The 26,893-nt window shown below is 63.2% G+C and carries 26 protein-coding genes and 2 tRNA genes; 13 read left to right on the top strand and 15 right to left on the bottom strand.

All coding sequences use genetic code 11. The features are described from left to right. Window positions 1-11 precede the first annotated feature (11 nt). Window positions 12-599 carry a hypothetical protein gene (locus EN852_RS09565; protein ID WP_127875225.1) on the bottom strand — a complete coding sequence of 196 codons (588 nt, stop codon included), beginning with the start codon at window positions 597-599 and terminating at the stop codon, window positions 12-14. Window positions 600-945: 346 nt separating this feature from the next. Here EN852_RS09565 and clpP point away from each other — a divergent pair, with 346 nt between their 5' ends. The 4 genes from clpP to hupB all read left to right on the top strand — a co-directional run bounded on the left by clpP (window position 946) and on the right by hupB (window position 6,304). Further along, a complete protein-coding gene (gene clpP / locus EN852_RS09560) occupies window positions 946-1,581 on the top strand; it encodes an ATP-dependent Clp endopeptidase proteolytic subunit ClpP (RefSeq protein WP_127863709.1) in 636 nt (211 codons plus the stop codon). A 291-nt stretch (window positions 1,582-1,872) separates the two neighbouring features. Next, window positions 1,873-3,147, top strand: a complete 1,275-nt coding sequence (clpX, locus tag EN852_RS09555; RefSeq protein WP_040969491.1) for an ATP-dependent Clp protease ATP-binding subunit ClpX — start codon at window positions 1,873-1,875, stop codon at window positions 3,145-3,147. Window positions 3,148-3,421: 274 nt separating this feature from the next. Continuing rightward, window positions 3,422-5,833 (top strand): endopeptidase La, encoded by a 2,412-nt coding sequence (gene lon / locus EN852_RS09550; RefSeq protein WP_095818721.1) that lies wholly within the window; start codon window positions 3,422-3,424, stop codon window positions 5,831-5,833. 198 nt (window positions 5,834-6,031) lie between these two features. Further along, window positions 6,032-6,304 (top strand): DNA-binding protein HupB, encoded by a 273-nt coding sequence (gene hupB / locus EN852_RS09545; protein ID WP_027166452.1) that lies wholly within the window; start codon window positions 6,032-6,034, stop codon window positions 6,302-6,304. 74 nt (window positions 6,305-6,378) lie between these two features. Here the strand turns inward: hupB and EN852_RS09540 are convergent, their stop codons facing one another. Beyond that, window positions 6,379-7,401, bottom strand: coding sequence for an aldo/keto reductase (locus EN852_RS09540; protein WP_127863711.1), 1,023 nt, complete (start codon window positions 7,399-7,401; stop codon window positions 6,379-6,381). Between the two features lie 186 nt (window positions 7,402-7,587). Here EN852_RS09540 and EN852_RS09535 point away from each other — a divergent pair, with 186 nt between their 5' ends. Both EN852_RS09535 and EN852_RS09530 read left to right on the top strand, forming a co-directional pair. Next, window positions 7,588-8,154 (top strand): SIS domain-containing protein, encoded by a 567-nt coding sequence (locus EN852_RS09535; RefSeq protein ID WP_127875226.1) that lies wholly within the window; start codon window positions 7,588-7,590, stop codon window positions 8,152-8,154. A 3-nt stretch (window positions 8,155-8,157) separates the two neighbouring features. After that, a complete protein-coding gene (locus tag EN852_RS09530; protein WP_127875227.1) occupies window positions 8,158-8,901 on the top strand; it encodes a creatininase family protein in 744 nt (247 codons plus the stop codon). 369 nt (window positions 8,902-9,270) lie between these two features. Here EN852_RS09530 and EN852_RS09525 read toward each other — a convergent pair whose 3' ends face one another. The 3 genes from EN852_RS09525 to EN852_RS09515 all read right to left on the bottom strand — a co-directional run bounded on the left by EN852_RS09525 (window position 9,271) and on the right by EN852_RS09515 (window position 13,074). Beyond that, window positions 9,271-10,188, bottom strand: coding sequence for a carbohydrate ABC transporter permease (locus EN852_RS09525; RefSeq protein WP_127875228.1), 918 nt, complete (start codon window positions 10,186-10,188; stop codon window positions 9,271-9,273). An 8-nt stretch (window positions 10,189-10,196) separates the two neighbouring features. Further along, window positions 10,197-11,318, bottom strand: coding sequence for a sugar ABC transporter permease (locus tag EN852_RS09520; protein WP_127875229.1), 1,122 nt, complete (start codon window positions 11,316-11,318; stop codon window positions 10,197-10,199). A 79-nt stretch (window positions 11,319-11,397) separates the two neighbouring features. After that, entirely contained in the window at window positions 11,398-13,074 is a 1,677-nt protein-coding gene (locus EN852_RS09515; protein ID WP_127875230.1) for a sugar ABC transporter substrate-binding protein, read from the bottom strand. A 289-nt stretch (window positions 13,075-13,363) separates the two neighbouring features. Between EN852_RS09515 and ugpC the strand changes: the two genes are divergently transcribed. From ugpC to EN852_RS40785, 4 genes are all read left to right on the top strand, one after another. Next, a complete protein-coding gene (gene ugpC, locus EN852_RS09510) occupies window positions 13,364-14,422 on the top strand; it encodes a sn-glycerol-3-phosphate ABC transporter ATP-binding protein UgpC (protein ID WP_127875231.1) in 1,059 nt (352 codons plus the stop codon). An 84-nt stretch (window positions 14,423-14,506) separates the two neighbouring features. Continuing rightward, a complete protein-coding gene (locus tag EN852_RS09505) occupies window positions 14,507-14,959 on the top strand; it encodes an RbsD/FucU family protein (protein ID WP_127875232.1) in 453 nt (150 codons plus the stop codon). 4 nt (window positions 14,960-14,963) lie between these two features. Continuing rightward, the gene (rbsK, locus tag EN852_RS09500; RefSeq protein ID WP_127875233.1) at window positions 14,964-15,893 is read left to right on the top strand and encodes a ribokinase; all 930 of its coding nucleotides are present in this window, start codon (window positions 14,964-14,966) and stop codon (window positions 15,891-15,893) included. A gap of 97 nt (window positions 15,894-15,990) precedes the next feature. Beyond that, on the top strand, window positions 15,991-16,089 hold the full coding sequence (locus EN852_RS40785) for a putative RiPP precursor (protein ID WP_189400845.1): 99 nt from the start codon (window positions 15,991-15,993) through the stop codon (window positions 16,087-16,089). Between the two features lie 25 nt (window positions 16,090-16,114). Here the strand turns inward: EN852_RS40785 and EN852_RS09495 are convergent, their stop codons facing one another. Further along, complete coding sequence (locus tag EN852_RS09495; protein ID WP_127875234.1) at window positions 16,115-16,318, bottom strand: hypothetical protein; 204 nt, start codon at window positions 16,316-16,318, stop codon at window positions 16,115-16,117. A 168-nt stretch (window positions 16,319-16,486) separates the two neighbouring features. Next, window positions 16,487-16,563, bottom strand: a tRNA-Asp gene (locus EN852_RS09490). 218 nt (window positions 16,564-16,781) lie between these two features. Between EN852_RS09490 and EN852_RS09485 the strand changes: the two genes are divergently transcribed. Next, window positions 16,782-16,857 (top strand) — tRNA-Val (locus EN852_RS09485). Between the two features lie 59 nt (window positions 16,858-16,916). Here EN852_RS09485 and EN852_RS09480 read toward each other — a convergent pair. The 7 genes from EN852_RS09480 to EN852_RS09450 all read right to left on the bottom strand — a co-directional run bounded on the left by EN852_RS09480 (window position 16,917) and on the right by EN852_RS09450 (window position 22,923). Then, window positions 16,917-17,477: a hypothetical protein gene (locus EN852_RS09480; RefSeq protein WP_348632068.1), complete on the bottom strand. Its 561-nt coding sequence runs from the start codon at window positions 17,475-17,477 to the stop codon at window positions 16,917-16,919. 142 nt (window positions 17,478-17,619) lie between these two features. Beyond that, entirely contained in the window at window positions 17,620-18,375 is a 756-nt protein-coding gene (locus EN852_RS09475; RefSeq protein ID WP_127875235.1) for an ABC transporter permease, read from the bottom strand. After that, window positions 18,372-19,145, bottom strand: a complete 774-nt coding sequence (locus EN852_RS09470; protein WP_127875236.1) for an ABC transporter ATP-binding protein — start codon at window positions 19,143-19,145, stop codon at window positions 18,372-18,374. Before EN852_RS09470 ends, EN852_RS09475 begins: the two co-directional genes overlap by 4 nt. Before the next feature lie 53 nt (window positions 19,146-19,198). Beyond that, window positions 19,199-20,251, bottom strand: a complete 1,053-nt coding sequence (locus EN852_RS09465; RefSeq protein ID WP_189545799.1) for an ABC transporter substrate-binding protein — start codon at window positions 20,249-20,251, stop codon at window positions 19,199-19,201. A gap of 67 nt (window positions 20,252-20,318) precedes the next feature. After that, a complete protein-coding gene (locus EN852_RS09460; protein WP_189400839.1) occupies window positions 20,319-20,753 on the bottom strand; it encodes a VOC family protein in 435 nt (144 codons plus the stop codon). 2 nt (window positions 20,754-20,755) lie between these two features. Further along, window positions 20,756-21,490: a FadR/GntR family transcriptional regulator gene (locus tag EN852_RS09455; RefSeq protein ID WP_127863724.1), complete on the bottom strand. Its 735-nt coding sequence runs from the start codon at window positions 21,488-21,490 to the stop codon at window positions 20,756-20,758. Continuing rightward, entirely contained in the window at window positions 21,487-22,923 is a 1,437-nt protein-coding gene (locus EN852_RS09450; RefSeq protein ID WP_189545797.1) for an FAD-binding oxidoreductase, read from the bottom strand. The genes EN852_RS09455 and EN852_RS09450 overlap by 4 nt, the downstream gene beginning before the upstream one ends. A gap of 251 nt (window positions 22,924-23,174) precedes the next feature. Here EN852_RS09450 and EN852_RS09445 point away from each other — a divergent pair, with 251 nt between their 5' ends. Both EN852_RS09445 and EN852_RS09440 read left to right on the top strand, forming a co-directional pair. Next, window positions 23,175-24,353 (top strand): M24 family metallopeptidase, encoded by a 1,179-nt coding sequence (locus EN852_RS09445; RefSeq protein ID WP_127875237.1) that lies wholly within the window; start codon window positions 23,175-23,177, stop codon window positions 24,351-24,353. After that, entirely contained in the window at window positions 24,340-25,566 is a 1,227-nt protein-coding gene (locus EN852_RS09440) for an amidohydrolase (RefSeq protein ID WP_127875238.1), read from the top strand. Before EN852_RS09445 ends, EN852_RS09440 begins: the two co-directional genes overlap by 14 nt. A gap of 33 nt (window positions 25,567-25,599) precedes the next feature. Here EN852_RS09440 and EN852_RS09435 read toward each other — a convergent pair whose 3' ends face one another. Beyond that, window positions 25,600-26,862, bottom strand: a complete 1,263-nt coding sequence (locus tag EN852_RS09435; protein WP_127875239.1) for a M23 family metallopeptidase — start codon at window positions 26,860-26,862, stop codon at window positions 25,600-25,602. Window positions 26,863-26,893: the final 31 nt, after the last annotated feature.

The following is a 26,893-nucleotide window of genomic DNA, read 5'->3' as shown; positions in this document are numbered from 1 at the left end:
CGAGTTTTCGCCTAATCTTGGCAATGCCGGGGAATTTGCACCCGCCGCCAGCTGGTCGAGCCTTCCCGCACCACCACTCGGCGCGCCACTGTTCCATAGGAAGGCGGGATTTCCCGGATGCGGACTTGCTGCGGCCGCACCAGCACTTCGTGGGCAACCGCTTCATATTCCGCCGGCTGAACGACGCGCCGGACGCGCCCCGGCTGGACCACGACCGTTTCGGCCACACGCGCATAGCGGGCCTTGCGCCAGACCTTGCACAGCACCTTGCGACCATGGATGACGCGCCACTCCCAGGCATAGCCGCCATCATCGACCTTGACCGTGTGGTAGACCGTGCGTGTCACCGCCGGCATGGTCTCATAGGTGACGCGCGGCGGCGCGATCTGGTCCACGCTTTGATAGGCGCCGAAGATCGGCGCGTCGTAATCGACCACCTGTCCGCCGGGGCTCACCATCACATCCTCGTAGACGGTGTCATAGAGCGCCGGCCTGTAGATCGGCTCGTAGCATTCGAGCGCGCGGCCACCAGCGGCGGTTCCTGAGACGCTGGCAACCATCGCGACCGCCGCCAGCGATGCGGAGTGTTTGCGGATCATGACATTCCCCCGTTGAAAAAGGACGCCTTCACAACGCAGGACTGTAGCGGAAGGTCCGGGGTCGGACAGTGATTTCAAGGCTTTTCGTTAAGCGGCGCGGTTAAGGAATTGCTACCTTGCGGATGGCTTCGTCCGGCCAACCAGGACCGAAGCCGTCTCGCGCGATCAAATCGACCGTGGTTCTCAGGCCCGCAGCGCTTTACTCGACTTAACCAGATGGCTAGGAGAGGCGACCTTGCGCTAGGGTGAGCCGGCATCCTATTTAGGTCATAACCGATCCAGAACGATTCCGCGCCATTGCTCGTCTACCAAGGTGCCGGAAATCCATCTCCAACAAGGGTAGTCCATGAAGAACCCCGTTGAAACCTACATGAACCTCGTTCCGATGGTGGTCGAGCAGACCAATCGCGGCGAGCGCGCCTATGACATTTTCTCGCGCCTCTTGAAGGAACGCATCATCTTCATCACCGGCCCGGTCGAGGACGGGATGGCGACGCTGGTTTGTGCACAGCTTTTGTTCCTCGAGGCGGAGAACCCCAAGAAGGAAATCAACCTCTACATCAATTCGCCGGGCGGCGTCGTCACCTCGGGCATGGCGATCTACGACACCATGCAGTTCATCAAGCCGGCCGTGTCGACGCTCTGCATCGGTCAGGCAGCCTCGATGGGATCGCTGCTTCTAACCGCCGGCCACAAGGACATGCGTTTCGCCACGCCGAACGCCCGGATCATGGTCCATCAGCCGTCCGGTGGCTTCCAGGGTCAGGCGTCGGACATCGAACGTCATGCGCAGGACATCATCAAGCTGAAGCGCCGCTTGAACGAGGTCTATGTCAAGCATACCGGCAAGAGCTATGAGGAGATCGAGCGGACGCTCGACCGCGACCACTTCATGACCGCGGACGAGGCCAGGGACTTCGGTCTGATCGACAAGGTCATTTCGAGCCGCGAAGCGGCCGAGACGGTCGCTGCTTCGGCCTGACATCAGCAGCAAATGACGGCATAACGCGGTTTTGGCGCGCCTTGCGGCATTTCGGCCACATTTGGCTGTTCCCTCAGGCGTCGGGATTGCCTACGTTAAGGCTATGTTGATTTTCGACGGCTTAGCTTTGAATGGGGTTGCAGCGAATCATTGCCGCGTTTTCTGATTTCGTGTTTCGTACGGAACGCGCTGTGTGAGCCGGGACACTGGCGGTGGCGGATTCCCGCGATAGATTGGTGAGACGTCACTGAAAGCCAGACCACCGGCGGGCGTTGGTGAAAGGACAGAAAAATGAGCAAGGTCGGCAATAATGGCGGTGACTCCAAGAACACCCTTTACTGCTCGTTTTGCGGCAAGAGCCAGCACGAAGTCCGCAAGCTGATCGCCGGCCCGACCGTCTTCATCTGCGACGAGTGCGTCGAGCTCTGCATGGACATCATCCGCGAGGAGAACAAGACCTCGATGGTGAAGTCGCGCGAGGGCGTGCCGACACCGCAGGAGATCCTCAAGGTCCTCGACGACTATGTCATCGGCCAGCCTTACGCCAAGCGCGTGCTGTCGGTGGCGGTGCACAACCACTACAAGCGCCTCGCGCATGCCGGCAAGAACAACGACGTGGAGTTGGCGAAGTCGAACATCCTTTTGATCGGCCCGACCGGTTGCGGCAAGACGCTGCTGGCGCAGACGCTCGCCCGCATCATCGACGTGCCCTTCACCATGGCCGACGCCACGACGCTGACCGAAGCCGGCTACGTCGGCGAGGATGTCGAGAACATCATCCTGAAGCTGTTGCAGTCGGCCGACTACAATGTCGAGCGCGCCCAGCGCGGCATCGTCTATATCGACGAAATCGACAAGATCTCGCGCAAGTCGGACAATCCCTCGATCACCCGCGACGTGTCGGGCGAGGGCGTGCAGCAGGCGCTCCTGAAGATCATGGAAGGCACGGTCGCCTCGGTGCCGCCGCAGGGCGGCCGCAAGCATCCGCAGCAGGAATTCCTGCAGGTCGACACCGCCAACATCCTGTTCATCTGCGGCGGCGCCTTCGCGGGCCTCGACAAGATCATCTCGGATCGCGGCCGCAAGACCTCGATCGGCTTCGGCGCGACCGTTGCCTCGCCCGAGGATCGGCGCACCGGCGACCTGTTCCGCCAGGTCGAGCCCGAAGATCTGCTGAAATTCGGCCTGATCCCGGAATTCGTCGGCCGTCTGCCGGTCCTGGCGACCCTTGAAGACCTCGACGAGCCGGCGCTGATCCAGATCCTGACCGAGCCGAAGAACGCGCTGGTCAAGCAGTATCAGCGGCTGTTCGAGATGGAGAATGTCGACCTGACGTTCCATGAGAACGCGCTGTCGGCGATCGCCAAGCGCGCCATCGAGCGCAAGACCGGCGCGCGCGGCTTGCGCTCCATCATGGAAGCGATCCTTCTCGACACCATGTTCGAGCTGCCGGCGCTGGAAGGCGTGCGCGAAGTGGTGATTTCGGAAGAGGTGGTGTCCGGCAACGCAAGGCCGCTCTACATCTATTCCGAGCAGAAGGAAAAGAAGGGCAATGTCAGCGCCTGAAATGGCACTGGACCCGTCATTTTTATGGAACGGCGCCCGCGTGGCGCCGTTTTGCTGTCAACGGGGCAGGGATATGCGATGGAACGGGTCGAGCGACCGTGTTAACCCTTGATCTTTGCCCCGGCTGCATCCACCTAACAGCAGAAGGCCGAGGCGCCGAATTCTGTGCTGTAAAACTCCCGTCACAAACGGTGGTAGGCGGAACGACACTCGGTCGTTAATATGAGATTCGCGGTTGGCTAAAATAAGCGGCCGCGACATGAAAGGTTGGACAATGGCCAAGATATCCAAGGCTTCCGGCGACGGCGTTTTCGCAGTCCTCCCACTGCGCGATATCGTCGTGTTCCCGCATATGATCGTTCCGCTCTTCGTGGGTCGTGAAAAGTCGATCAAGGCGCTGGAAGAGGTGATGGGTCAGGAGAAGCAGATCCTGCTCGCCACCCAGATGAATGCAGCCGACGACGATCCTGAACCCGATGCGATTTTCGACATCGGCACGCTCGCCAATGTGCTGCAGCTCTTGAAGCTGCCCGACGGCACCGTGAAGGTTCTGGTCGAGGGCGCCTCGCGCGCCAAGATCGTCTCGTTCACCGACCGCGCCGATTTCCATGAGGCCCGCGCCACCGCGCTCGCCGAACCGGAAGAGGAAGAGGTCGAAATCGAGGCGCTCGCCCGCTCGGTCGTCACCGACTTCGAGAATTACGTCAAGCTGAACAAGAAGATCTCGCCCGAAGTAGTCGGCGCGGCCAGCCAGATCGACGACTATTCCAAGCTCGCCGACACGGTTGCCTCGCATCTCGCCATCAAGATCCCCGAGAAGCAGGAGATGCTCGCGACGCTTTCCGTGAAGGAGCGTCTGGAGAAGGCAATGGGCTTCATGGAAGCCGAGATCTCCGTGCTCCAGGTGGAGAAGCGTATCCGCTCGCGCGTCAAGCGCCAGATGGAGAAGACGCAGCGCGAGTACTACCTCAACGAGCAGATGAAGGCGATCCAGAAGGAGCTCGGCGAGGGCGAGGACGGCCGCGACGAGGCCGCCGAGATCGAGGCGCGCATCAAGAAGACCAAGCTTTCCAAGGAGGCCCGCGAGAAGGCGGAAGCCGAATTGAAGAAGCTGCGGTCGATGTCGCCGATGTCGGCTGAATCGACGGTGGTGCGCAACTATCTCGACTGGCTGCTGTCGATCCCGTGGGGCAAGAACTCCAAGGTCAAGCAGGACCTCAACTATGCGCAGGACGTGCTCGACGCCGATCATTTCGGCCTCGACAAGGTCAAGGAGCGCATCGTCGAGTATCTCGCCGTGCAGAGCCGCCAGAAGAAGATCAAAGGGCCGATCCTGTGCCTCGTCGGACCGCCCGGCGTCGGCAAGACCTCGCTCGGCAAGTCGATCGCCAAGGCGACCGGCCGCGAGTTCATCCGCATGGCGCTCGGCGGCGTGCGTGACGAGGCCGAGATACGCGGCCACCGGCGGACCTATATCGGCTCGATGCCCGGCAAGGTCATCCAGTCGATGAAGAAGGCCAAGAAGTCCAATCCGCTCTTCCTGCTCGACGAGATCGACAAGATGGGCCAGGACTTCCGCGGCGATCCGTCATCGGCCCTGCTCGAGGTGCTCGATCCGGAGCAGAACTCGACGTTCATGGACCATTACCTCGAGGTCGAATACGACCTGTCGAGCGTGATGTTCGTGACGACGGCGAACACGCTGAACATCCCTGCGCCCCTGATGGATCGCATGGAGATCATCCGCATCGCCGGCTACACCGAGGACGAGAAGATCGAGATCGCCAAGCGTCACCTGATGCCCAAGGTGATCCGTGATCATGCCCTGCAGCCGAACGAATTCTCTGTCGGCGAGGACGCGATCCGCGGCATCATCCAGACCTACACGCGGGAAGCCGGCGTGCGCAGCCTGGAGCGCGAGCTGATGAAGCTCGGGCGCAAGGCGGTGACCGAGATCCTGCGGACGAAGAAGAAGACGGTGAAGATCACGGCGGAAAACCTCGCCGATTATCTTGGCGTGCCGCGCTTCCGCTTCGGCCAGGTCGAGGCCGACGATCAGGTCGGCGTGGTCACGGGTCTTGCCTGGACGGAAGTCGGCGGCGAGCTGCTGACGATCGAAGGTGTCATGATGCCCGGCAAGGGCCGCATGACGGTGACGGGCAATCTGCGTGACGTGATGAAGGAATCGATCTCGGCGGCGGCTTCCTATGTCCGCTCCAGGGCGATCGATTTCGGCATCGAGCCACCGCTGTTCGACAAGCGCGACATCCACGTCCACTTGCCGGAAGGCGCGACCCCGAAGGACGGCCCGTCCGCCGGTGCCGCGATGGCCACGGCTATCGTGTCGGTGCTGACGGGTATTCCGGTGCGGGCCGATGTGGCGATGACCGGCGAGATCACGCTGCGTGGTCGCATCCTGCCGATCGGCGGCCTGAAGGAGAAGCTGCTCGCGGCATTGCGCGGCGGCATCAAGAAGGTCCTGATCCCGGAAGAGAACGTCAAGGATCTGGCGGACATTCCGGACAATGTGAAGAACGGCATGGAGATCGTTCCGGTCTCGCGGGTCGGCGAGGTGCTCGCGCACGCGCTCACCCGGATGCCGGAGCCGATCGAGTGGGTCGAGCCGGTTAATGCGCCGGCCCCGGTCGACAGCGGCGACGATGCCGGAAAGTCGCTGGCGCACTAACAAAAGTTAAGGTTGCAGTGCACAAAGAGAGAGCCGGGCTTCGAGCCCGGCTTTTTCATGTGAAAAAGCCACGAAAAAATGCAAAAAAGCCCGGAATTCCGCGGTTTTTGGGCTTGGGTTCCGGGACGCTTCTTTCTAAAGTCCGTTTCCTGCCGGGATGAGTCGTAAGTTCCGGTTTTCTCATGGAAGGGAATTTTTATGAACAAGAACGAACTGGTGTCCGCTGTCGCCGACTCCGCAAGCATTTCGAAGGCTGATGCTCAGTCCGCCGTCGATGCGGTGTTCTCCGTGATCACTGGCGAACTGAAGAAGGGCGGCGATGTCCGGCTTGTCGGCTTCGGAAATTTCACCGTGTCAAAACGCGCTGCTTCGACCGGCCGCAACCCGCAGACCGGCGCGGAAGTGAAGATTCCGGCGCGCACCGTGCCGAAGTTCTCGGCCGGCAAGGGCCTCAAGGACGCGGTCAACTAAGACCTTTTTCTTTAAGAGCAGAAAAGCCGGGCTTGCCCGGCTTTTCTTTTTTGCAGCTGATGGAGGGCGGCAGCTCAGGCCGTCGGCGCGTCGGCGCGCATCAGGCCTTCCTGCTTCAAATCCGCCCACAGCGCCGCCGGTATTTTGGTGTCGAGCAGCGCGCGGTTGCTTTCCACTTCGGCCGGCCGCTGGCCGCCTGGGATCACCGACATCACCGAAGGATGCTGCAGTGGGAATTGCAGCGCCGCCTCGATCAAACGCACGCCATGGCGCTTGCAGACGGCCTCGATACGCGCCACGCGGTCGAGGATATCCTTCGGGGCCTCGCTGTAATTGTAGAAGGCGCCAGGCTTCGGCCCGGTCGCCAGCACGCCGGAATTGTAGGGGCCGCCCAGCACGATGCCGATTCCGCGCTTCTGGCAAAGCGGCAGGAAGCTCTCAAGCGCCTCCTGCTCGAGCAGCGTGTAGCGGCCGGCGAGCAGGAACAGGTCGAAGTCGCCGCGCTCGGCGAGCGTCTGCGCGACCTGCCACTCATTGATGCCGCCGCCGAAGGCCTTGATCACGCCCTGGTCGCGCAGCGAAAGCAGCCCGTAATAGCCGGACGACATGAATTCCTCGATGCGGGCATCCGAGGCTTCCTTGCTGCCATGGGTGAAGATGTCGACGTCATGGACGAAGAGGATGTCGATGCGGTCCACGCCCAGACGTTCCAGCGACGCCTCGAAGGAGCGCATGACGCCGTCATAGGAGTAGTCGTAGACTTCCCGGCGCGACGGAGTCTCGAAGAACTTGCCGATGCCGGTGCGCTGGTCCGGCGGGGCGACGCGCATGATGCGGCCGACCTTGCTCGACAGCACATAGTCGTCGCGCTTCCTGCCGCGCAGGAAAGGATTGAGGCGGGTTTCCGACAGGCCGAGGCCGTAAAGCGGTGCCGTGTCAAAGTAACGGCATCCGGCCGCCCAGGCCGCTTCCAGGGTGGCGTTGGCGTCCTCGTCGGAGATGGCACGGTAGAGATTGCCGAGCGGCGCGGTGCCGAAGCCGAGCTCGGTGAAGGTGATGCCGCCATTGCCAATGCGGTCGAAATGCCGTGTCTTCATGTCTGACGATGTCCCGGAGTGATTTGTCTGACATGACACTATCACGCTCGTGGCCCAGCAAAAGTGCCGAGGCTCGTTGGACAGCGATTTTCGCGGTGATAGCATGAACAAAAACAAGCCTTTCGCCGGAAACGCGCGGCCACTCGCGCTCGCAATCCAGTCCGCGACAAGCGTAGGTAGATCTCAATGACGCAAGCCCGATCAGAGATGTTCGCGACCGCGCTGGACGAGCTTGGCGCGGTGCTGGCGCGCACGGAGGAAGCTCGGATCGATGCCGCCTGCCAGATGCTTGCCGGCGCCGGCAGGGTCGCCGTCTATGGCTGCGGTCGCGAGGCGCTGCAGGTGAAGGGTTTTGCCATGCGGCTCTACCATCTCGGCCTGCCGGTCTCCGTGGTCGGCGACATGACCACGCCGCCGCTGGGGCAGGGGGACGTCTTCCTGGCGAGTTCAGGGCCGGGCGAGACCACCACGGTGCTGACCTTGATGCGGGTCGCCCGCGCGGCCGGCGCGAAGGTGCTGCTGTTGACGGCCGAGCCGACAGGCAGCGCGGCGAAACTCGCCGACTTCACGCTCGTCATTCCGGCCCAGACCATGGCCAGCGACCAGGGTGCGGCAAGAAGCTCGGTGCTGCCGATGGGCTCGCTGTTCGAAGGCGCGCTGTTCCTTTTGTTCGAGATCATGGGGCTGAAGCTCCAGGCGCTGACCAATGCAACGCCGGAAGCCATGCGCGCCCGGCACACCAACATGGAGTAGGGGATGCGCTACGAGCTCATGCTGCCGCACCAGATCCGCAAGGCAATCGAGGAGAACTGGCCGGTCGTGCTGCCGCTCGGCGTGCTCGAATATCATGGCGAGCACATGGCGGTCGGCATGGACACTTTAGCCGTCATCAAGACGGTGGAGCTGATCGAGAAGGAGAGGGACCTCGTCATCCTGCCGCCCTTCTATTACGGCGCTGCGAGCTATGCGGTGGCGGCGCCGGAAGGCAGCGGCTCGGTGCAGGTCGGCGGCCCGGTGCTTTCGCCCTTCGCGGAGGAATTGTTCTACGGGCTATTGCGCATCGGCTTCCGAAACATCCACGCCATCATCCACCACCAGACCGAGAATTTCGTGGCCGGCATGCCGACCGACCTCGCCTTCAAGACTGCCGGCCGCCAGGCGATCTTCCGTTTCCTGGAAAAGGAGCGCGGCGAGGGCTGGTGGGGGTCGAACACCATGGCGGACTACTATGCCGGCCATGCGCAGGGCGAGAATGTCTTCAACTGGGTGCAGGTGCACCCGCTGATGCCGGCCGCGATGAACGGCAAATACCCGTTCGACCATGCCGGCAAAGGCGAAACCTCGCTGATGCTCGCGCTGTGCCCCGAGGCCGTTGACGAGACGCATTACGCCGACAACACCGGCTGGTACACGAAAGACGCGGCGGAGGCCTCGGCGGGCCTCGGCAAGATCGGCGTCGCCATGATCCTCGATCATTTAAAGGCGATCCTGCGAGCCTAGCTTCCCACTCTCCCCTTGTTGGAGCCTAGGGAATCCACACATCTTGCGTGACTGGCGTGACTGATCGGGCGGAGGCTTGATTGCCAGGTGGTTCCGCCAATCCGTCGCTGCTTCGCAGCGCCACCTTTCCCCCCTCCGGAGGGAAAGGAAGGGAGCGTTGCTGGACGAGCGTTGAGGCCAAAAAAGCTTGGCGCCTTTCCTCTACCCCGTCGATCGGGGGAGAGGTGGCTCGGCGAAGCCGAAACGGAGTGGGGTCGACCAGCGCTACATAAGACAATGCATGCGCCAAGCAGCCATGCACGCTATCGTCAAAGGCCAGCCGCTTGGAAACGTGTGCATGCCGTAGCCTCGGGGGAAGGAGAGGTCTAGCTACTTCACCGAGCCGGCCGTCATGCCCATGATCAGGTAGCGTTCGAGTGCGATGCCGATGATCGCCAGCGGCGCGATCGCGGCGGTTGCCAAGGCTGCCATCGACCACCAGTTGATGCCTTGCGAGCCGGTCTGGCTCGCCACCATGACGGGGATGGTCTTGGCGTCGGTCGACGTCAGAAGCGCGGCGAAGAAATATTCGTTCCAGCACAGCACCATTGCCAGGATGAAGGCGGCGACCATACCCGGCAGCGCGATCGGCATCACGATGCGGAAGAAGGCGCCCCAGATCGACAGGCCGTCGACCAAGGCCGCTTCCTCCAATTCGACGGGAATCGAGTTGAACTGGTCGCGCATGATCCAGATGACGATCGGCAGCACCATCAGCGTGTAGAGCAGCACGAGCCCGATGCGCGTATCGAGGAGGGCGACTTCGCGGTAGAGCACCAGGAAGGGGAGCGCCAGCACGACCGGCGGCAGGATGAGCTGCGACAGGAAGAAGAAGGAGATGTCCTCGTTCCTGAACCAGGCGAATTTGTAACGGTAGCGGACAAGGCCATAGGCGGCGAGGCTGCCGATGATGATGGCGAGAGACGACGCGCCGACCGAGGTGATGACCGAATTCATGAAACGCTTGAAAAACTCGTCGCGCACGGTCGACGTCTGGAAGATCGAATCCGGCGACAGGCCGAGCGAGCGCCAGCCCTTCCAGTCGGGCGTGAAGTCGACGAAGGGAATGAGATGGCCTTGCGTGACGTCGACCGCCGATTTGAACGAGGTGGTGATCGTCCAGTAGATCGGGAACAAGCAGACGAAGGACCAGAACACCAGCGCGCCATAGATGAAGACGCGGTTGGCGAGGAAAGCCGCCGGCGAGCGGATTTCGGAGACGGTGTAGTCGGTGGTCTGGACGCTCATGGTGTCGCTCAGTTGACGTTGCGCACGAAGCGACTGGCGACTTTCAGCAGCCAGGTCACGAACACGACGATGATGATCAGATAGGCCATGGCCAGCATCGTGCCGTAGCCGACATTCGAGCGGTCGCGATATTCGCGATAGATGAAGCTCGACACGGAATCGGTAGCGCCGCCGGGGCCGCCGGAGGTCAGCGTGATGATGATGTCGGCGAGCTTCAGCTTGAAGATGATACGCAGGATCACGGCCGTCACGGACACCGGCAGCATCAGCGGAAAGGTCACCTGCCAGAAGGTCTGCCACGCGGTCGCGCCGTCGACGCGGGCGGCTTCCAGCACCTCGCGCGACATTGCCTGCAGGCCGGCAAGCAGCATGATCATCATGAACGGGATGAAGGTCCAGGCGTCGAGCATCATGATCGAGATGCGGGCGGTGATCGGGTCGGAGAAGAAGGCGGGATTGTCCCAGCCGAGGTGACGCGCCAGCGTTGCCGCCGGCCCGAACCGGTACTCCATCAGCGATTTGCCGACCATCCAGGACACCGCGACCGGTGACAGCATCAGCGGCAAAAGGAAGACGACGCGGAAGAACTTTCGCGCCTTGATCTGCGCGTTAAGCAGCAGCGCCAGGCCGAAGGCGATGACATATTCGACCAGCACCGCAAGCACATAGAGCACCATGTTAAGCAGCGCGTTGCGGTAATAGGGGTCGGCGAGCATCTGCCAGAAATTGTCGAGGCCGTTGAACCTGCGTCCGGTAAACGAACTGAGGTTCCAGTCGGTCAACGCGATGTAGAAGCCGAACAGCGTCGGGAAGATCACCATGGCGATGGTGAAAAGCAGCGCCGGCAAAAGGAACAGCGCGCGCTGCCCATCCTCGCCGCGCGTCAGCACCTGCCAGGCGCCGAGTGCCGCGCCCCACAGGACATAGGCATAGACGACCGGGCGCCAGGTGTCGAAACCGACCGTGTCGACTTCGGTCTTGTAGAGGATCTGCATCACGATCGCCGCCAGCAGCACGAGCGTCGCGGCAGTCAACAGTGCCCAGCCGAGGCGCTTGCGGCCGGGCGGGATCAGATCGGCCGCTGTGGAATTTGCCGGCCACGCATTCGCGGTCGAAGTCTGCTCAGCCACGCTTCTCGCCTCTTCGAGTCAGCCTAAATATGCGGCCCGGCGACGAGGTGTCGCCGGGCCGCGACTTGGTCGAGACAGCCTACATGCCGAGCGAGGCTTTGTAGAGCTTGACCTGGTTCTCGCGGCCGATCTGGTCGGTCAGTTTCTCCCAGGCGGCAGCGATGGCATCCGCACCTTCTTGCGCCTTCATCTTGCCGGCGAAGGTATTGGCCAGGATGTCCTCGGCGGCGCTGTAGTACTGGAAGATGCCAGGGATGCGCGGCTCGATCGCGGCGTTCGGATGGTTGTAAGAGTCGCCCTCCGACTTCAGATACGAGCTGATGAAGGCCTCGTCATAGCCTGCCGCCACCCATTCGGGAATGTTGAAATGGGAGTTGCGGTAGGGCTGGAAGCCCGAAGGATAGGCCGCGCACCACAGCGACAAATCCTTGCCGCCGAGATGCGCGGCGGCCGACCATGCGGCCTTCTTCTTTTTCTCGTCCTTGTCGACACGAGCCATGACATAGACGCCCCAGCCCAGATAGGCGCAGTTCGGCGCATAGTTCGGGCCGCTGGCAAGCTTGTCCCACTTGCCGGTCTTGGAGTTGTAGACATCGTCGGAGCCCGGCAGGATCGAAAAGCCGGTGACGTCGCCGATGACCGAGGAGTCATTGGTCTTGACGTTCGAGCCGACGTCACCCCACCACGGGATCATCGAGCCGGTGCCGGCCAGGAACTGCTGGAAGGCAGTCGTGTTCGGATCGGCGTTGATTTGATCATTTGGCTCGGAAGGCAGCGCATCGATCACGTCCTGGATGGCGCGCACCCAGGCCGGATTGTTGATGCGCGGTTTCATCGTGTCGGCATCGAACAGCCAGGCCTTGTCATCGGGATGCTTGGCATAGGCGGAGGCGCGGCTGCCGAGGAAGTAGAAGCCGAAACCGCCCCAGGGCTTGGGCGCGTCGAGATAGCCATAGACGTCCTGGCCCTTGAATTTCTTGCCCTTCAGGAACTTGGTTACGGCCTGCACCTGCTGCCATGTCTTCGGCACGCCCCATTCCGTCAAGCCCGCCTTGTCGCCGCTGTCGGCCTTCCAGGCTGCCGCCAGCTCAGAGTCGGCGAACACGTCGGTGCGGTAGTTGAAGTTGTGCGTGTCGCCGTCGATGGTCACCCGATACTGCTTGCCGTTCCATGTGCCGACCGGAGGCTTCAGATAGGCCACCAGGTCATCCATATCGATCTGCTTCCTGACCCAGTCCGGCATCTCGGAAGTCAGCCCCTTACCGCAGACATCGCCCTCGAAGGGCGCGCCCATCTCGACGATATCAAAGTCGATCGTATTGGTGGCGATCGCCTGTTGCAGGCGTGGGTTGTAGTCGGCCTGCGCAAGGTCAATCCAGTTGATCTTGGCGCCGGTATAGGCCTCCCACGGCTTCAGGAAGCCGCGGAACAGCACGTTGTGCAGGTTCTGGTTGTTAAGACCCATGAAGGTCAGCTCGACGCCGGCGAACTCGCCTTCCTTGACATTGGCCTTTGTCGCTTCGAGGCAGAGCTCGCCGACCTTCTGGAAGTCGGCATCGGTCGGCTGGCCTTTGCCGACGCCTGGAATCTGCAGGATCTTGGCCCGCAGGCTGTCATCGGCCGCGGCGGGCCTCGTCAGTGCGCCGAGCCCGGCGCTGGAGGCGGCGGCGATTGCCGCCATCGAGGCAGCACCCTTCAGCACATCGCGGCGGCTCGCGCCGGCGCGCATCAGTTTTTCATACAGATCGACTCTCATCTACAGGTTCCTCCCAGAACAACAGCGATTGAATTGAAGTGCCAATCTCTCGGACGTGGAAACGTCTCTCGGTTCTCCTCGATCATACGGGGACGTGGGACCCCACCCTGCGTCGCCGAAGCTCCGATCTCAGGGTAACAGGCCTGCGTCGGATTGGCACTCGCCACTATTTGGCGTAATCGATTACCTTGTCAACAAGATTGGGTTTTTATCTATAAGATACCGACTTGCCGTTGCCCTTGGCAATGGCTAGCTTCACCGCAAAAGATCAAAAGATAAAGGGGAGACGATGGCTCAAGTCGCGATCAGCAGTGTGGCCAAGGCGTTCGGAACCGTCAAGGTCCTGCATGAGGTCAGCGTCGATATCGCCGACGGGCAGTTCGTCGTGCTGGTCGGCCCTTCAGGGTGCGGCAAGTCCACGCTGCTCAGGATGGTGGCCGGGCTGGAAACGGTTTCCGGCGGCACGATCTCGATCGGCGATCGCGTCGTCAACAACCTGCCGCCGGCCAAGCGCGACATCGCCATGGTGTTCCAGAATTACGCGCTCTACCCGCACAAGACGGTGGAGCAGAACATGGCCTTCGCGCTGAAGCTGCGCGGCACCGATCCGGCCATCGTCGCCGAACGTGTCAAGCGCGCCGCCGAGATCCTCGACCTCGCGCCCTATCTCAAGCGCTATCCCCGCCAGCTTTCGGGCGGTCAGCGCCAGCGCGTGGCCATGGGCCGCGCCATCGTGCGCAATCCGCAAGTGTTTCTGTTCGACGAGCCGCTTTCCAACCTCGACGCCAAGCTGCGCGTGCAGATGCGCACCGAGATCAAGGAACTGCACCAGCGGCTGAAGACCACGACGATCTACGTCACCCACGACCAGATCGAGGCCATGACTATGGCCGACAAGATCGTGGTGATGCGCGACGGCCGCATCGAGCAGATCGGCGCGCCGCTCGAACTGTTCGACCGGCCCGCCAATCTGTTTGTCGCCGGCTTTATCGGCTCGCCGGCGATGAACCTGCTCAAGGGTACGGTGAGGAAGGGCGAGAGACCGGTCGTCGACATTGCCGGCACAGCCTTTCCGATGCCCGCCAACAGTTCCGGCGAGGACGGTCAGGCCGTCGTCTACGGCGTGCGCCCGGAGCACCTGGAGATCCATCCTGACGGCGTCGCCGCCAACATCTCGGTCGTCGAGCCGACCGGCTCGGAAACCCTGGTGTTCGTGCGCTTCGGCGAGGGCGAGATGGTGGCGCTGTTTCGCGAGCGCCACGACTTCAAGCCGGGCGATGCGCTGAAGCTCAGGCCGCGTCTCGACCAGGTCCACCTCTTCGACGCCGAAACCGGCAAGCGACTTTAGAGCTTTACGCAATTCCGGACGGAAAACCGCTCACACTTTTCCTGGAATTGCTCCAGGCCGCACACAGACTTCCAGGAGGGAACCATGCTCAAAGGGATCAATCCGCTGCTCAATGCCGATGTGCTCCAGGCGCTGCGGGCGATGGGCCATGGCGACGACCTGATCATCGCCGACACCAATTTCCCGTCCGATTCGGTGGCGCGGCAAACCGTGCTCGGCAAGCTCTTGCGCATCGATGCGCCGGCGGCCGATGTGGTGAAGGCGGTGCTGTCGGTCTATCCGCTGGATACTTTCGTCAACGATGCGGCGGCGCGCATGGAGATCGTCGGCAAGCCGAATGAGATCCCGCCGGTGCAGAAGGAGGTCCAGAAGGAGATCGACGCGGCCGAGGGCAAACCCTGGCCGATGATCTCGATCGAGCGCTACGCCTTCTACGAGCGATCCAAGAAGGCCTATTGCGTGATCCAGACCGGCGAGCGCCGCTTCTATGGCTGTTTCGCCTTCCGCAAGGGCGTCGTGCCGCCGGATGCGGAGTGAGACCATGGCCGCCGCCAAGCCTGTCGTGATCCTGGGTGTGTTCGTCGCCGACACCGCCTATCGTGCCGACCGCCAGCCGCGCATGGGCGAGTCGATCCTCGGCAATTCCTTCAAGCTCGGCCCGGGCGGCAAGGGCTCGAACCAGGCGGTCGCAGCCGGCAAGCTCGGCGCCGACATCACCTTCCTCACGAGGCTCGGCGTCGATGCCTTCGCCGACATGGCCAAGCAGACCTGGAAGGCTGCCGGCGTGAAGAGCGCCGTCATCGACACGCCGGACAGCTATACGGGTGCTGCCTATATCTTCGTCGAGGAAGGGACTGGCAACAACGCCATCATCGTCAGCCCGGGCGCGGCGATGCTCATCTCGCCTGCAGACATCGAGGCGCATGCCGAGCTCATCCGGTCCGCCGGCGTCTTCGTCACCCAGCTCGAACAGCCGATCGACGCAGCCTTGAGAGCGCTGGAAATCGCGCGCGGGGCAGGGGTGACGACCATTCTCAATCCCGCGCCGGCCGCCAGCCTGCCGGATCGCATCTACACGATCTGCGACTATGTCACGCCCAACGAGACCGAGGCCGAAGGGCTGACCGGCATCAAGGTGTCGTCGGTCGACGACGCCCGCCGCGCCGCCGACGCTTTGCTGGCCAAGGGTGTCGGCACCGTCATCGTGACGCTCGGAGAAAAAGGCGCGCTGCTGCACACCAGGGACCGCTCCGAACATGTCGGCGCCGTCAGTGCCGGTCCGGTGGTCGAGACGACGGGCGCGGGCGATGCTTTCAACGGCGGTCTCGCCGCGGCTCTGGCAAAGGGCGTCGAGCCGCTGGAGGCCGTGCGCTTTGCCTGCGCGGTCGCCGGCATTTCCGTGACCCGCCCAGGCACCGCACCGTCCATGCCGACCCTCAAGGAGGTCGAAGCGCTGCTCGCGAAGGCATGAACTTGTAGTTCGCCTGGTTTATTAGCGGCCTCTTGAGCCGGAACGCTCCTGAAGCGAGCGCGTTCATCCTCCTGGTCGGCAACGCCGGAACGGCAGGATGAAGAAACCTTACGAAAAACCCACGCTTGTGAAGCGCCAGAGGCTCACCGAGCGTACGGCCCAAATCATCGCTTCCGGCGTGGTCGTGGGCGAATGATTCGCTGAATCGGGCTCGGACAGCGCTAAAGAATCCTGCTTGTCAGCTCCAGCATTGTCGTCGCGTCTTGCTCGCTGCCAGGCATATGCACGACGCGAAGCACGCGAAGGTCCTGGTTCGATCCTTCGACCGGCATCGACACGCTTTCGCCAACCCGCGGCAATTCCTGGAAGGCAAGCTCGTCCACATCCCTGGCGTCATCAATCGAAATGCGACATCTCACAGCCATCTTGATCTCCGTCTTTTTCGCCCGTGGGCTGAACGGGACAAGATTGGAATGGTTCCGAGAGGGTGCCGGCACCCCTTGTGTTATGACGAGTGTTCTCAGGACATGAGAGAGAACCGCGCTAAGACGCGCTCTACACACCGATTTTTCCGATTGATCCCGTGAAGGAAATGGCGCGAGTGACGGGGCTCGAACCCGCGACCTCCGGCGTGACAGGCCGGCACTCTAACCGACTGAGCTACACCCGCGCACTGACGAGCACGTGTCAGGCGTGTTCGTCGTTGGGGCGCTGGATAAGGGGTTCGCCTGCGGGTGTCAAGCGCGGCATTGAAGCATTACAGCAATCAGGAGAAGGTTTTTTGACAGTGGCGTCGAACCTGGGGAAATCCGCGCCGCGACGGGCGCACCGCCGGTTCATTTGGCCTTGCGAATGCGATCCTAACTGCTTAAAGGTCCGCGCTCAGGCGGGCGATTAGCTCAGTTGGTAGAGCGCTTCGTTTACACCGAAGATGTCGGCGGTTCGAGCCCGTCATCGCCCACCATGATCCAAGATGCCGATTGCGGTGGGGCGATCAAATGACCGCCCCACCATCGTAGTCGACTACTGCCTCACGTAGCAGCGCTTCTGGACATCCGGCGCCGGGTCTTCGCCGAAGGCGTCGTTGCTGCACTCCACACCGTTCCTGAAGACGTCCTGCGTGTACTGGCCACGTGCTCCGTATCGGACCACAGCGCGGCCGCGGAAATCGCAGAAATCGCCTTCCTTCGCGCAGGGGACCCACCCGCCGCGGCCCGGGCGCGAACCGTAATCGTCGCCGCCGTAGTTGTCGTCGTCGCCGTAGTTGTTGTCACCGCCATAGTCACCGCGACCGCGCGCGACAAAATAACAGGCTTTCTCGCGACCGGGGGCCGGGTCGCCAAAAACGCGATTCGAGCAACGGACGACGGGACGATCGAAAAACCGGGAGGTCATTCGACCGCGCGCGCCATAGACCACTTCCGTGGGGTAGGGCAGGCGGCAAACGCCGCCTTCATTGGCGCATCGCCGCAGCTGCTGGGCCGACGCGGTGGCGGGGAAAAGGGTGGACGCCGCGGCGACCAGGCCGGCCAGACATATGAAGGCCAGCATCGTTCGGATCGAGACGTGAAAAGTTTTTAGCACGAATTGTCTCCCGGTTTGGTTGTGCGTCCGCATCCTACCGCAGACGGGTTGAATGCGCGATGAATGGCCGATTGCGTCGGAAAGCTATCGCTAACTCGACGTGCGAGTGCAGAACGCCGGCCGGTCTCACCGATGGCACGGTTCAGTATTTGATGATCCGCCGTTCAACAAGAACCACCAGGCAGAACAGCGCGATCGACAGCGACGACGACAGCGCGATCGCAGCATAGAGCCGGTCGGACTGGTAGTTGAAGGTGGCCTGGATGATCAGCGCGCCGAGCCCTTTGTCCGAGCCGATCCATTCGCCGACGATGGCGCCGATGACGGCTGTGGCCGAGGCGATCCCGAGCGAGGAGAACAGCATAGGCAGGGCGCGGGGCAGGCGCAGGCTCCAGAAAATCTCCGAGCGTGTCGCCGACAGCACCCGGAACAGCTCGTGTTCGTTGTCGCTTGCCGAATCAAGGCCGCGGATCATGTTCACCAGCGTCGGGAAGAAGCAGATCACCGCGGCAATCACGATCTTCGGCGTCATGCCGAGACCGAAGATCAGGATGATGATCGGCGACAGCGCCAGGATCGGAATGGTGTTGAAGAAGAGCACGATCGGGAAATAGGCGGCCTGCAGGACGCGGCTGTGGACGAAGAGCACGGCGAGCAGCACGGCAGCGAGATTGCCGATGACGAAACCGGCCAGCGCCTCGATCAGCGTTGGCCGTAGATTGTCCATGAGGAGGGTAAAATTCTTCTGGAAGACGCCGAAGATGGCCGTCGGCGTCGGCACGATATAGGCCGGCACGCCAAGCAGCGGGAGGAGATATTGCCAGGCAAGCAGGATCGACGCCGCGCCAAGGACGGGAAGCGCGACGGTCATTTGCGGGGAGAGCGGCGCCTGTCTCACGATGCGCGCTCCAGCGCCACGCGCAGATCGGCCATGGCCGCGACAATTGCCGGAGCCTCGCGCTTGCAGCGGTTGCTTTCCTGCTTGAAGGGCCGCATGTCGAGGTCCTTGACGACGCGCCCGGGATTGGCGGCCAGCACGATGACGCGCTCGCCGAGATAGGCGGCTTCCGCAATCGAATGCGTGACAAAGAGGATGGTCGTGCCGCTGCGCCGCCAGAGCGCCAACAGCTCGTCGTTCAACCGGTCGCGCGTGATCTCGTCCAGCGCGCCGAAGGGTTCGTCCATCAGAAGCAGTTTCGGTTCGCCGAGCAGGGCACGCGCGATCGCCACGCGCTGGCGCTGGCCGCCGGAGAGCTGGTGCGGCAGGCGCTCGCTGAGGCCGCCGAGCCCCATCAATTCCAGCAATTCCGTGCTGCGGTCCTCGATCTTGCGGGTCAGGCTGCGCTGGCCGACGCCAAGCGGCAGGCGCACATTGTCGCGCACCGTGCGCCAGGGCAGCAGGGTGGGATCCTGGAAGACGAAGCCGACATCGCGGCGCGAGCGCACCGTATGCGGCGTCTCGCCAAGCACGCTGATCGTGCCGCCGAGGGGATCGAGCAGGTCGGCCACCACGCGGAGCAAGGTCGACTTGCCGCAGCCGGACGGCCCCAGGATCGACAGGAAGGAACCGGCCGCGACGGTCAAGTCGAGGCCGGCGAGCACCTTGACGGCCGTCTGCCGGCCGCCATAGCCGACATCCAGCTGTCGCGCTTCGATCGCGTTAGCCATTAGATCAGCATGATCTTTTCTGAAAACCGGTTCCCACTTTTCAGGATCATGCTTTAGGCCGCGGGCGCGTCGAGTTTGGGCCGGTCGGCGGCCGAGAGTTCGAGTATCTTGGTGGTGTAGACATCGGCGGCCGCCGGGCGTCCGTTCGGATATTGGCCAACCTTGTCGAGCAGCGCCAATTGCTCCTCGATCGAGGCGGGATCGAACGTGCCCCAGCCGTCCTTGGCGGTGGCGCCGTCGAAGGAGAGCTTCAGCACCAGGTTGATGGTCTTTTCTTCCCAGCCGAGGTCCATTTCCGGATAGGCGGCGACCATCTTCTTCACCGCTTCCTGCGGGTTGGCATGCACCCAGCCCCAGCCCTTGCCGACGGCGCCGATGAACTTCGCCAGCGTCTCAGCGTCCTTCTCGATCGCCGCGTCGGTGGCGAAATAGACGTCCGCATAGGAACTCAGGCCGAGATCGCGCACCAGGAGGTCGATGCGATCGTCGCCGACCACGCTCAGCGCCTGCGTGTTGGTGATCCAGCCGCCGATCGCGTCGACATCGCCGCGCACCAGCGGCGCCTTGTCGAAGCCGACATTGACGATGGTCACCTCCGAGGGGTCGATGCCGTTCTTGGCCAGGATCTCGTCGATGACGAAGCGTGCCGTCGGCTGGATACCGATCTTCTTGCCCCTGAGGTCGGCGACGCCGCGGATCGGCTTGGCAGGTTTCGAGGTCAGCGCATAAGGACCGGTGCGGAAGCCGCAGGCGATGATCTTGATCGGTACGCCGCTGGCGCGGGCAGAATAGAGCTGCGGTGTTTCCGAGAACTGCCCAAGCTGGGCGGCCCCCGAAATGACCGGCGGCACGGTCGACGCGTTGGGGCCGCCGGGGCTGAACTCGACCTCGAGGCCGGCATCCTTGAAGTAACCGTTGGCGACGGCCGCGATGTCGCCGATCTGTCCGTTGGACATCAGCCAATCATACTGGATGACGACCTTGCCCGCGGCCCTGGCGCCGGGCGTCAGCACCAGCTGCATGCCGGCAGATGCGGCCGCAACGGCTGCGATGCCGCCTTTTACAAACGCACGGCGATTCAATTCGAAGTCCCTGTTCCCATTCATTTTTCGCTCCTGTTGCAGACTTTTCTCGTCTCTTCTTCAGGCGCCGCTCCCTTCAGTGCGGCGTCGTCTACGGCTGTTCGTCGTGATAGTCGCCAGGGCCGCCGTCGAGCCAGGCGTAAAGCTCCCAGAGCGTGTCGTCCGGGTCGGTGAAATAGGCGCAGCGCGCGTTCCAGACGTAGTTTTCCGGCGGGCCGTAGAAAGGCACGCCTTTGGCGCTCAGCTCGCCATGCAGCCGGTCGATGTCGGCCGGCGTGTCGAGCTGCACGGCGACGCAGACCTTGTGCGCGTGGCGCGGCGATCTCAGCTTCGACACGCCGGTATGCCGGTTGATGTGGTCGAGCTCCCAGGCGGCGAGTGTCACGCCCTCGCCATGGAAATCGGCAAAGCCTTCGGCGCGGCGGCGCAGGCGGAAGCCGAGTTTCTCGACATAGAAATCGACTGTCCTTTCGATGTTTTCCACCAGAAGGCAGACGTCTGAGATGCGCGTGATGCTCGCAGACATGGCTATTTCGCTCCGCCGGCTTTCGAGAGCGGCAGCTTGACGCCGACGCGGTTGGCGGCGCCGACGATGTGCGCCCGCATTGCCGCTTCCGCCGCTTCCGCATCGCCCGCCACCAGCGCCTGATAGATGCGCACATGCTCGCCGACATTGATCTCGACGAGATCGTGCAGCGGATTGGTCATGCGCGCGTAGTGGATCGAGTGGCGAATCTGCTCACAGACGAACGAGATGAAGGTGTGGATGTAGCTGTTGCCGGTGGCGCGGGCGATCTCGCGGTGGAAGAGCAGGTCGGCGTCGATACTGCCTTCTTCCCAGCGCTCCTCGCCGCCCATGCGGTCGAGCGCAGCCTTGATCGAATCGAGATGCCCCTGATTGCGGCGCGCCGCTGCGAGCGCCGCCGATTCGGCCTCGAGGATGCAGCGCAGCTCGAACAGCCGCTCCATGTTGTGCGTGTCCTTGAGCGCCTCGCGGTCGATGCGGATCGCCGCCCGCTGCTCGGGCGCCAGCACGAAGGCGCCGATGCCTTGGCGCGCCTCGATCATGCCGTCGGCGCGAAGCTGGGCGATCGCCTCGCGCACGACATTGCGGCTGACGCCGAATTTTTCCGACAGCTCCTGCTCAGTCGGGAGGCGCGCGCCGGGGTTCAGCTCGCCGGATTCGATCTCGCGGCTGAGGAAGGCGGCGACCCGGTGCGGCAATGTCTCGACAGTGCCGATGGCGGCCAGTCTCTGCTTCATGGAAAAGTCTCCGTCGCGGGCAACAGGCAGCCGGGATTCATCAGGCCCTTGGGATCGAGGGCGCTCTTCAGCGCCGTGACCATGCGGCGATGCGCCGGCGAGAGCCCGGCCCAGAATTCCTTGCGGCGGCTGCGGCCGATGCCGTGCTCCGCGCTGATCGAGCCGCCGAGACCGATCGCGATTTCATAGAGCCCGGCGATGACCTCGGCACCACGTGCGCGGGCCTCGTGCTCGGCAAGGTCGAGCGGCGGCAGCACGTTGAAGTGGATATTGCCGTCACCGGCATGGCCATAGGCGAGGGGGACCCAGCCTGGATGGTCAGTCGCGACGAAGCAGCGGGCCCGTTCGATCAGGCCGGGGATGTCGGAAATCCTCACCGACAGATCGGTGCGCACATGATAGCCACGCTTGGCCTGGCCTTCGACCAGACCTTCGCGGATCGCCCAGAAACTCCTGGCCTGCGCGGTGCTCGCGGCGAGAACCGCGTCGGTCACCAGGCCATTTTCCATGGCATCGCCGAGGAGGCCGGCAAGCAAGCTGTTGAGGTCGATAGCAGCGCTGGACGACAATTCGACCAGCACGTGGACGGGCTCGGCGACCGGCGCTCTCATTGCCGGGTCGATCAGCCTGGCAAGCTCGATGCATTCGGCGCCGATGATCTCGAAAGCGGAGATGAGGTCCGAGCAGTCGCGGCGCGCCTGGTTGAAGAGCGCAACGGCCGCCTCGAACGAGGCCAGGCCGAGATAGGCGGTCTCGGTCTGCACCGGCTTCGGAAACAGCTTGACCTCGACACCCGTGATGATGCCGAGCGTGCCTTCCGAGCCGATGAAAAGCTGCTTCAAATCATAGCCGCTGTTGTTCTTGCGCAGGCCAGAGAAGCCGTTCCACAGCTCGCCATCCGCCAGCACCACTTCGAGGCCCAGGATCAGATCGCGCGCCATGCCGTAACGCAGCACGTTGACGCCGCCGGCATTGGTCGCCGCATTGCCGCCGATCTGGCAGCTGCCTTGCGCGCCGAGCGCGAGTGGGAAGAGGCAATCCTGCGCCTCGCAGGCGTCCTTGATCGTCTGCAGCACGCAGCCGGCATCGGCTTGCAGCGTGAAGTTGCCCGCATCGATATGCCGGATGGCGTTCAGCCGCTCCAGGCTCAAGACAACCAAGCCGCCCCCCTTGCTGTCGATCGCGCCTGATACCAGCCCGGTGTTGCCGCCCTGCGGAATGACGCCGACCCCAAGCTCGCTGCACAAGCGCATCAGGGCCTGGACTTCGCCGACCGAGCCGGGCCGCAGCACGGCAAGCGCTTCTCCGCGATAATCGCCCGCCCAGTCGCCGAGATATTTCGCCATTCCAGCCGGCTCGGCGGCAATGCCGTTTCGGCCGACGGCGCCTTCCATGGCGCTGAGGATCTCCGGCGAGAAGCGATGAACGGTCATGAAGATTGATGTCTGGATATCGGGTGATACATATCATCCTACAACTTAATTCGAGTCAATCGCTCTCTGTCCGGCGAACAGATCCCCGGCTCGTTCAAGGCAGTGGAGCTGCCCATGTCGCGGGCAAGCAGAGCCTGTTCGGCTAGGCCCTGCTTATGCATCGTCCTGGCCGATTGTCGTCCGTCAAAACCACCGCAATGGTGGACAACAGGGCTTCGTCCCCGACCAGATCGATCCCGCAAGGAGAAGAGATGATTGAACTGCCCTTTGCCCGCGCCGAGTACCAGCAGCGGCTCGGAAAAATCCGCGCCGAGATGGCCAGGCGCGGTATCGAACTCCTGATCGTCAACGACGTCGCCAACCAGCATTACATCACCGGTTATGACGGCTGGTCATTCTACACGCCGCAGGTCGTTCTTGTTCCGATCGAGGATGCCGAGCCGGTCTGGATCGGCCGCGCCATGGATGCCGCCGGCGGCTTGCTGACGGCCTGGATGAAGCCGGAAAACGTGGTCGGCTTCCCGGAGGACCATGTCCAGCGCGCCGACCGTCATCCCATGGACTGGATCGCGGCCTGGATCGTCGCCAAGGGCTGGGGCAGCCGTCCCATCGGCATCGAGCTCGAAGCCTATTACTTCTCGCCGAAGGCCCATGCGCGGCTCGTTGCCGGGCTGCCCAATGCGAAATGGCACGACGCCGACCTGCTCGTGAACTGGATCCGCGCGGTCAAGTCGGCGCCGGAAATCGCCTATCTGCGCAAGGCGTCGGGGCTGGCCGAGGCGGCGGTCGCGCGGGCCTACGAAGTCATTGCGCCGGGTGTGCGCGAATGCGACGCGATTGCTTCCATCCAGGCGGCGCAGATCGCCGGCAGTCCGGATTTCGCCGGAGATATCACGGCGCTGCCACCGACAATCCTCGGCGGCGAAAATGCTTCGGCACCGCACATCATGTGGAGCGACAGGCGGTTCGGAAAGGACGAAACGATCGCGCTCGAACTGGCCGGCGTCTGCCGCCGCTATGCCGCCGGGCTCGCCAGGACGATGCAGCTCGGCAAGACACCGATCCGCGTCGCGGACACGGCAAAGGCAGTGATCGAAGGCATGGACGCGGTGCTCGACACCGTACGGCCAGGCACGACCGCCGAGGCGGTCGAAGCGGCCTGGCGCAAGGTCATAGAGCGCCACGGGCTGAAGAAGGAATCGCGCATCGGCTATTCCATCGGCGTTGCCTATCCGCCGGATTGGGGCGAGCATACGATCAGCCTGCGACCCGGCGACAAGACGGTGCTCCAACCCGGCAATGTTCTTCATTCGATTCTGGGCATGTGGATGGATGGCTGGGGCATCGAGATCAGCGAGACCATTCTGGTGACCGAGACCGGCAACGAGACGCTGACGAAGTTCCTGCGGGACATCCATGTCAAAGCCTGACCAGCCGCCTTCAGCGAGCGATACCGCGCCCGGCATCGATGCCGGAATTCTCGATCGGATGATCGAGATCCGCCGCCATCTGCACCGCCACCCGGAGCTGTCGAACCGGGAGGCGGGCACGCAGCGTTATTTGCGCGAGATGCTTGCAAAGGAAGGAATCACCGAGATTCGCGACGTCGCCGGCTACGGGCTTGCCGTCGACATCGTCGGCACCGGCCGGCCTTCGAACCGTAAGGTGGCTATCCGCGCCGATATCGACGCCCTGCCGATCGAGGAAGAGTCGGGCGTCGACTTTGCGTCGGAAAATCCGGGCGTGATGCATGCCTGCGGCCACGATGCCCATGCTGCGATGGGTTTTGCGGTGGCCGCGCATCTGCATGGCTCGCGCGACAGTTTCGGCGGAACCGTTCGCCTCATCTTCCAGCCGGCCGAGGAGGACGAGCCGTCAGGCGGCAAACGGGTGGTGGAGGAGGGGCTGCTCGACGACGTCGATGCCGCGATCTGCGTCCACGTCGATCCCTATACGCCGTCCGGCAAGGTCGCCGTCGGTTCCGGTCCCTACACCTTGGCGTGCGACACGTTCGATGTGCTGGTCACCGGCTCGGCGGCGCACGCCGCAAAACCCTACGAAGGTATCGACGCGCTGACTGTCGCCTGCTCCATGGTGAGCGAGCTGCAGAAGATCGTCTCGCGCGAGACCGATCCTTACGATCCGCTGGTCATTTCGGTGACCGCCATTTGTGGCGGCAATGCCTACAACGTCACCGCCGGCAAGGTCGCGTTCAAAGGCACTATCCGCAGCGGCAACGACGCCACTCGCGAGCGCGCTTGGCGCCGGCTTCGCGAGATGCTTGAAGGAATGGCGGCAAGCCACGGCGCAAGCGTAAGGATCGACATCCACCGTGGCGAACCGGGCGTCGTCAACGATGCCGATATGGCGGCGCTCATCATGGCCGGCGTCAAGGCCAGCATCGGCGCGGACAATGCTCTCAACATGCCTGGATGGAGCATTGCCGACGACTTCGCTTACTACAGCGAGAAACGCCCGTCGGTGTATTTCCGGCTCGGCATCCGCAATGAAGCGGTGGGGTCGGTCTATCCGCTTCACCATTCCAGGTTCCGCGTCGACGAGGCCGCGTTGAAGAACGGCGTCCTTACCCTGGTGTCGGCGGCAACGATGTACCTGGCCGGGCAGGAGAATCCAAGCGCTTAGCGAGCTCGCGGGCGCCGGCTTTGGATCGACCGGTCAAAGATATTGCGCCACCTTCTTGCCGACGGTCAGGAAGCGCAGCGGGTCGACCGCCTCGCCGTCGTGGCGCACCTCGTAATGAAGGTGCGGACCGGTCGAGCGGCCGCTGCTGCCGGTCTTGCCGATGACGTCGCCGGCGGCAAGCTTCTGGCCAACCGTGACGTCGATCTCGCTCAGATGTCCGTAGCGTGTGGCAAAACCGTTGCCATGGTCGACCTCGACCATGCGGCCGTAACCGCCAGCCCAGCCGGCCCTGGTGACGATGCCGGCGGCCGTGACCTTGGCCGGCATGCCGATCGGCGCCCTGAAATCCATGCCCGTATGCAGGGCGGCGCTACCCAGGATCGGGTCGGTGCGCACGCCGAACGGGCTGGTCACCGGATGGCCAGGGGCGGGGTTGGCGAGCGGCAGCTTGCGCGCCTCTTTCTTGACCCCGTCAAGCGCGTCGAGCGCCTCGTCCAGTTCCTTGACCTTGCTGTCGAAGGCCATCGATGGATCGAGCGGCACCAGCGGGCCGCCGACATCGCTCTTGTTAAGTTCGCTGTCGACCGGCAACCCCGCCGCTTCCAGCGCCTGCGCGATCGCGTCGGCGTTCTTGTAGGCATTGTCGGCAAGCATGGTGATGCGCGAGAGCTGCTGGTTCTCGATGGCCTTCAGCGATGCGTTGATCGAGACGAACAGCTTGTCGGCGCGGTCGGCGGCCGTTTCGCCATCGAGCGGATCGGACCGTGTCGACCAGAGCGAGAAGGGCCTGGTGTCGCCGGCGCTCAAGGATGCGACGGAATAGGTCGGCGCCTGGGAGAGGCTGCCGGTGACCTCTGCGTGTTCATCGGGTTTGGCGGGCGCGTCGCCGACCTCGTTCTCGGCGCGCTCGAGGATCGGGCCGAGCCGTCCGTGGCGCTCGCTGAGCTGGGTCTGCCTGGCCAAGAGCTCGCTGACCTTGGTTTCCATCAGCTGCTGGTCGAGAAGCTGGCGGCTGGTGATGCGGTCGACCTGGGCGCGCAACGCCGAGATGCGGTCTTCATAGGCCTGCTGCATGCGCGCCTGCCTCGCCGTGGTGGCGCCGATCAAATCATCGCGCAGCACAAGGTAGGAGGTGGCGAGCAGATAACCGATGGCAATCGCCGCCAGCGCCGAGCCGATGAAGGCGGCGAGCCAGGGCCGGATGGTGAAGTGCCTTATCTCGTTGCCCCGGGCGATGATGACCGTGTGCGGTTCCTTGCGCCTGCCGAAGACAGCTGACTGACCGGTTGGTTTCACGGGGACCAGGCTTTCGTTACGGGACCAACGA

Source organism: Mesorhizobium sp. M2E.F.Ca.ET.209.01.1.1 (assembly GCF_004010375.2).
In the GTDB taxonomy this organism is placed as follows: domain Bacteria; phylum Pseudomonadota; class Alphaproteobacteria; order Rhizobiales; family Rhizobiaceae; genus Mesorhizobium.
This window is presented reverse-complemented; position numbering and strand designations above follow the sequence as displayed.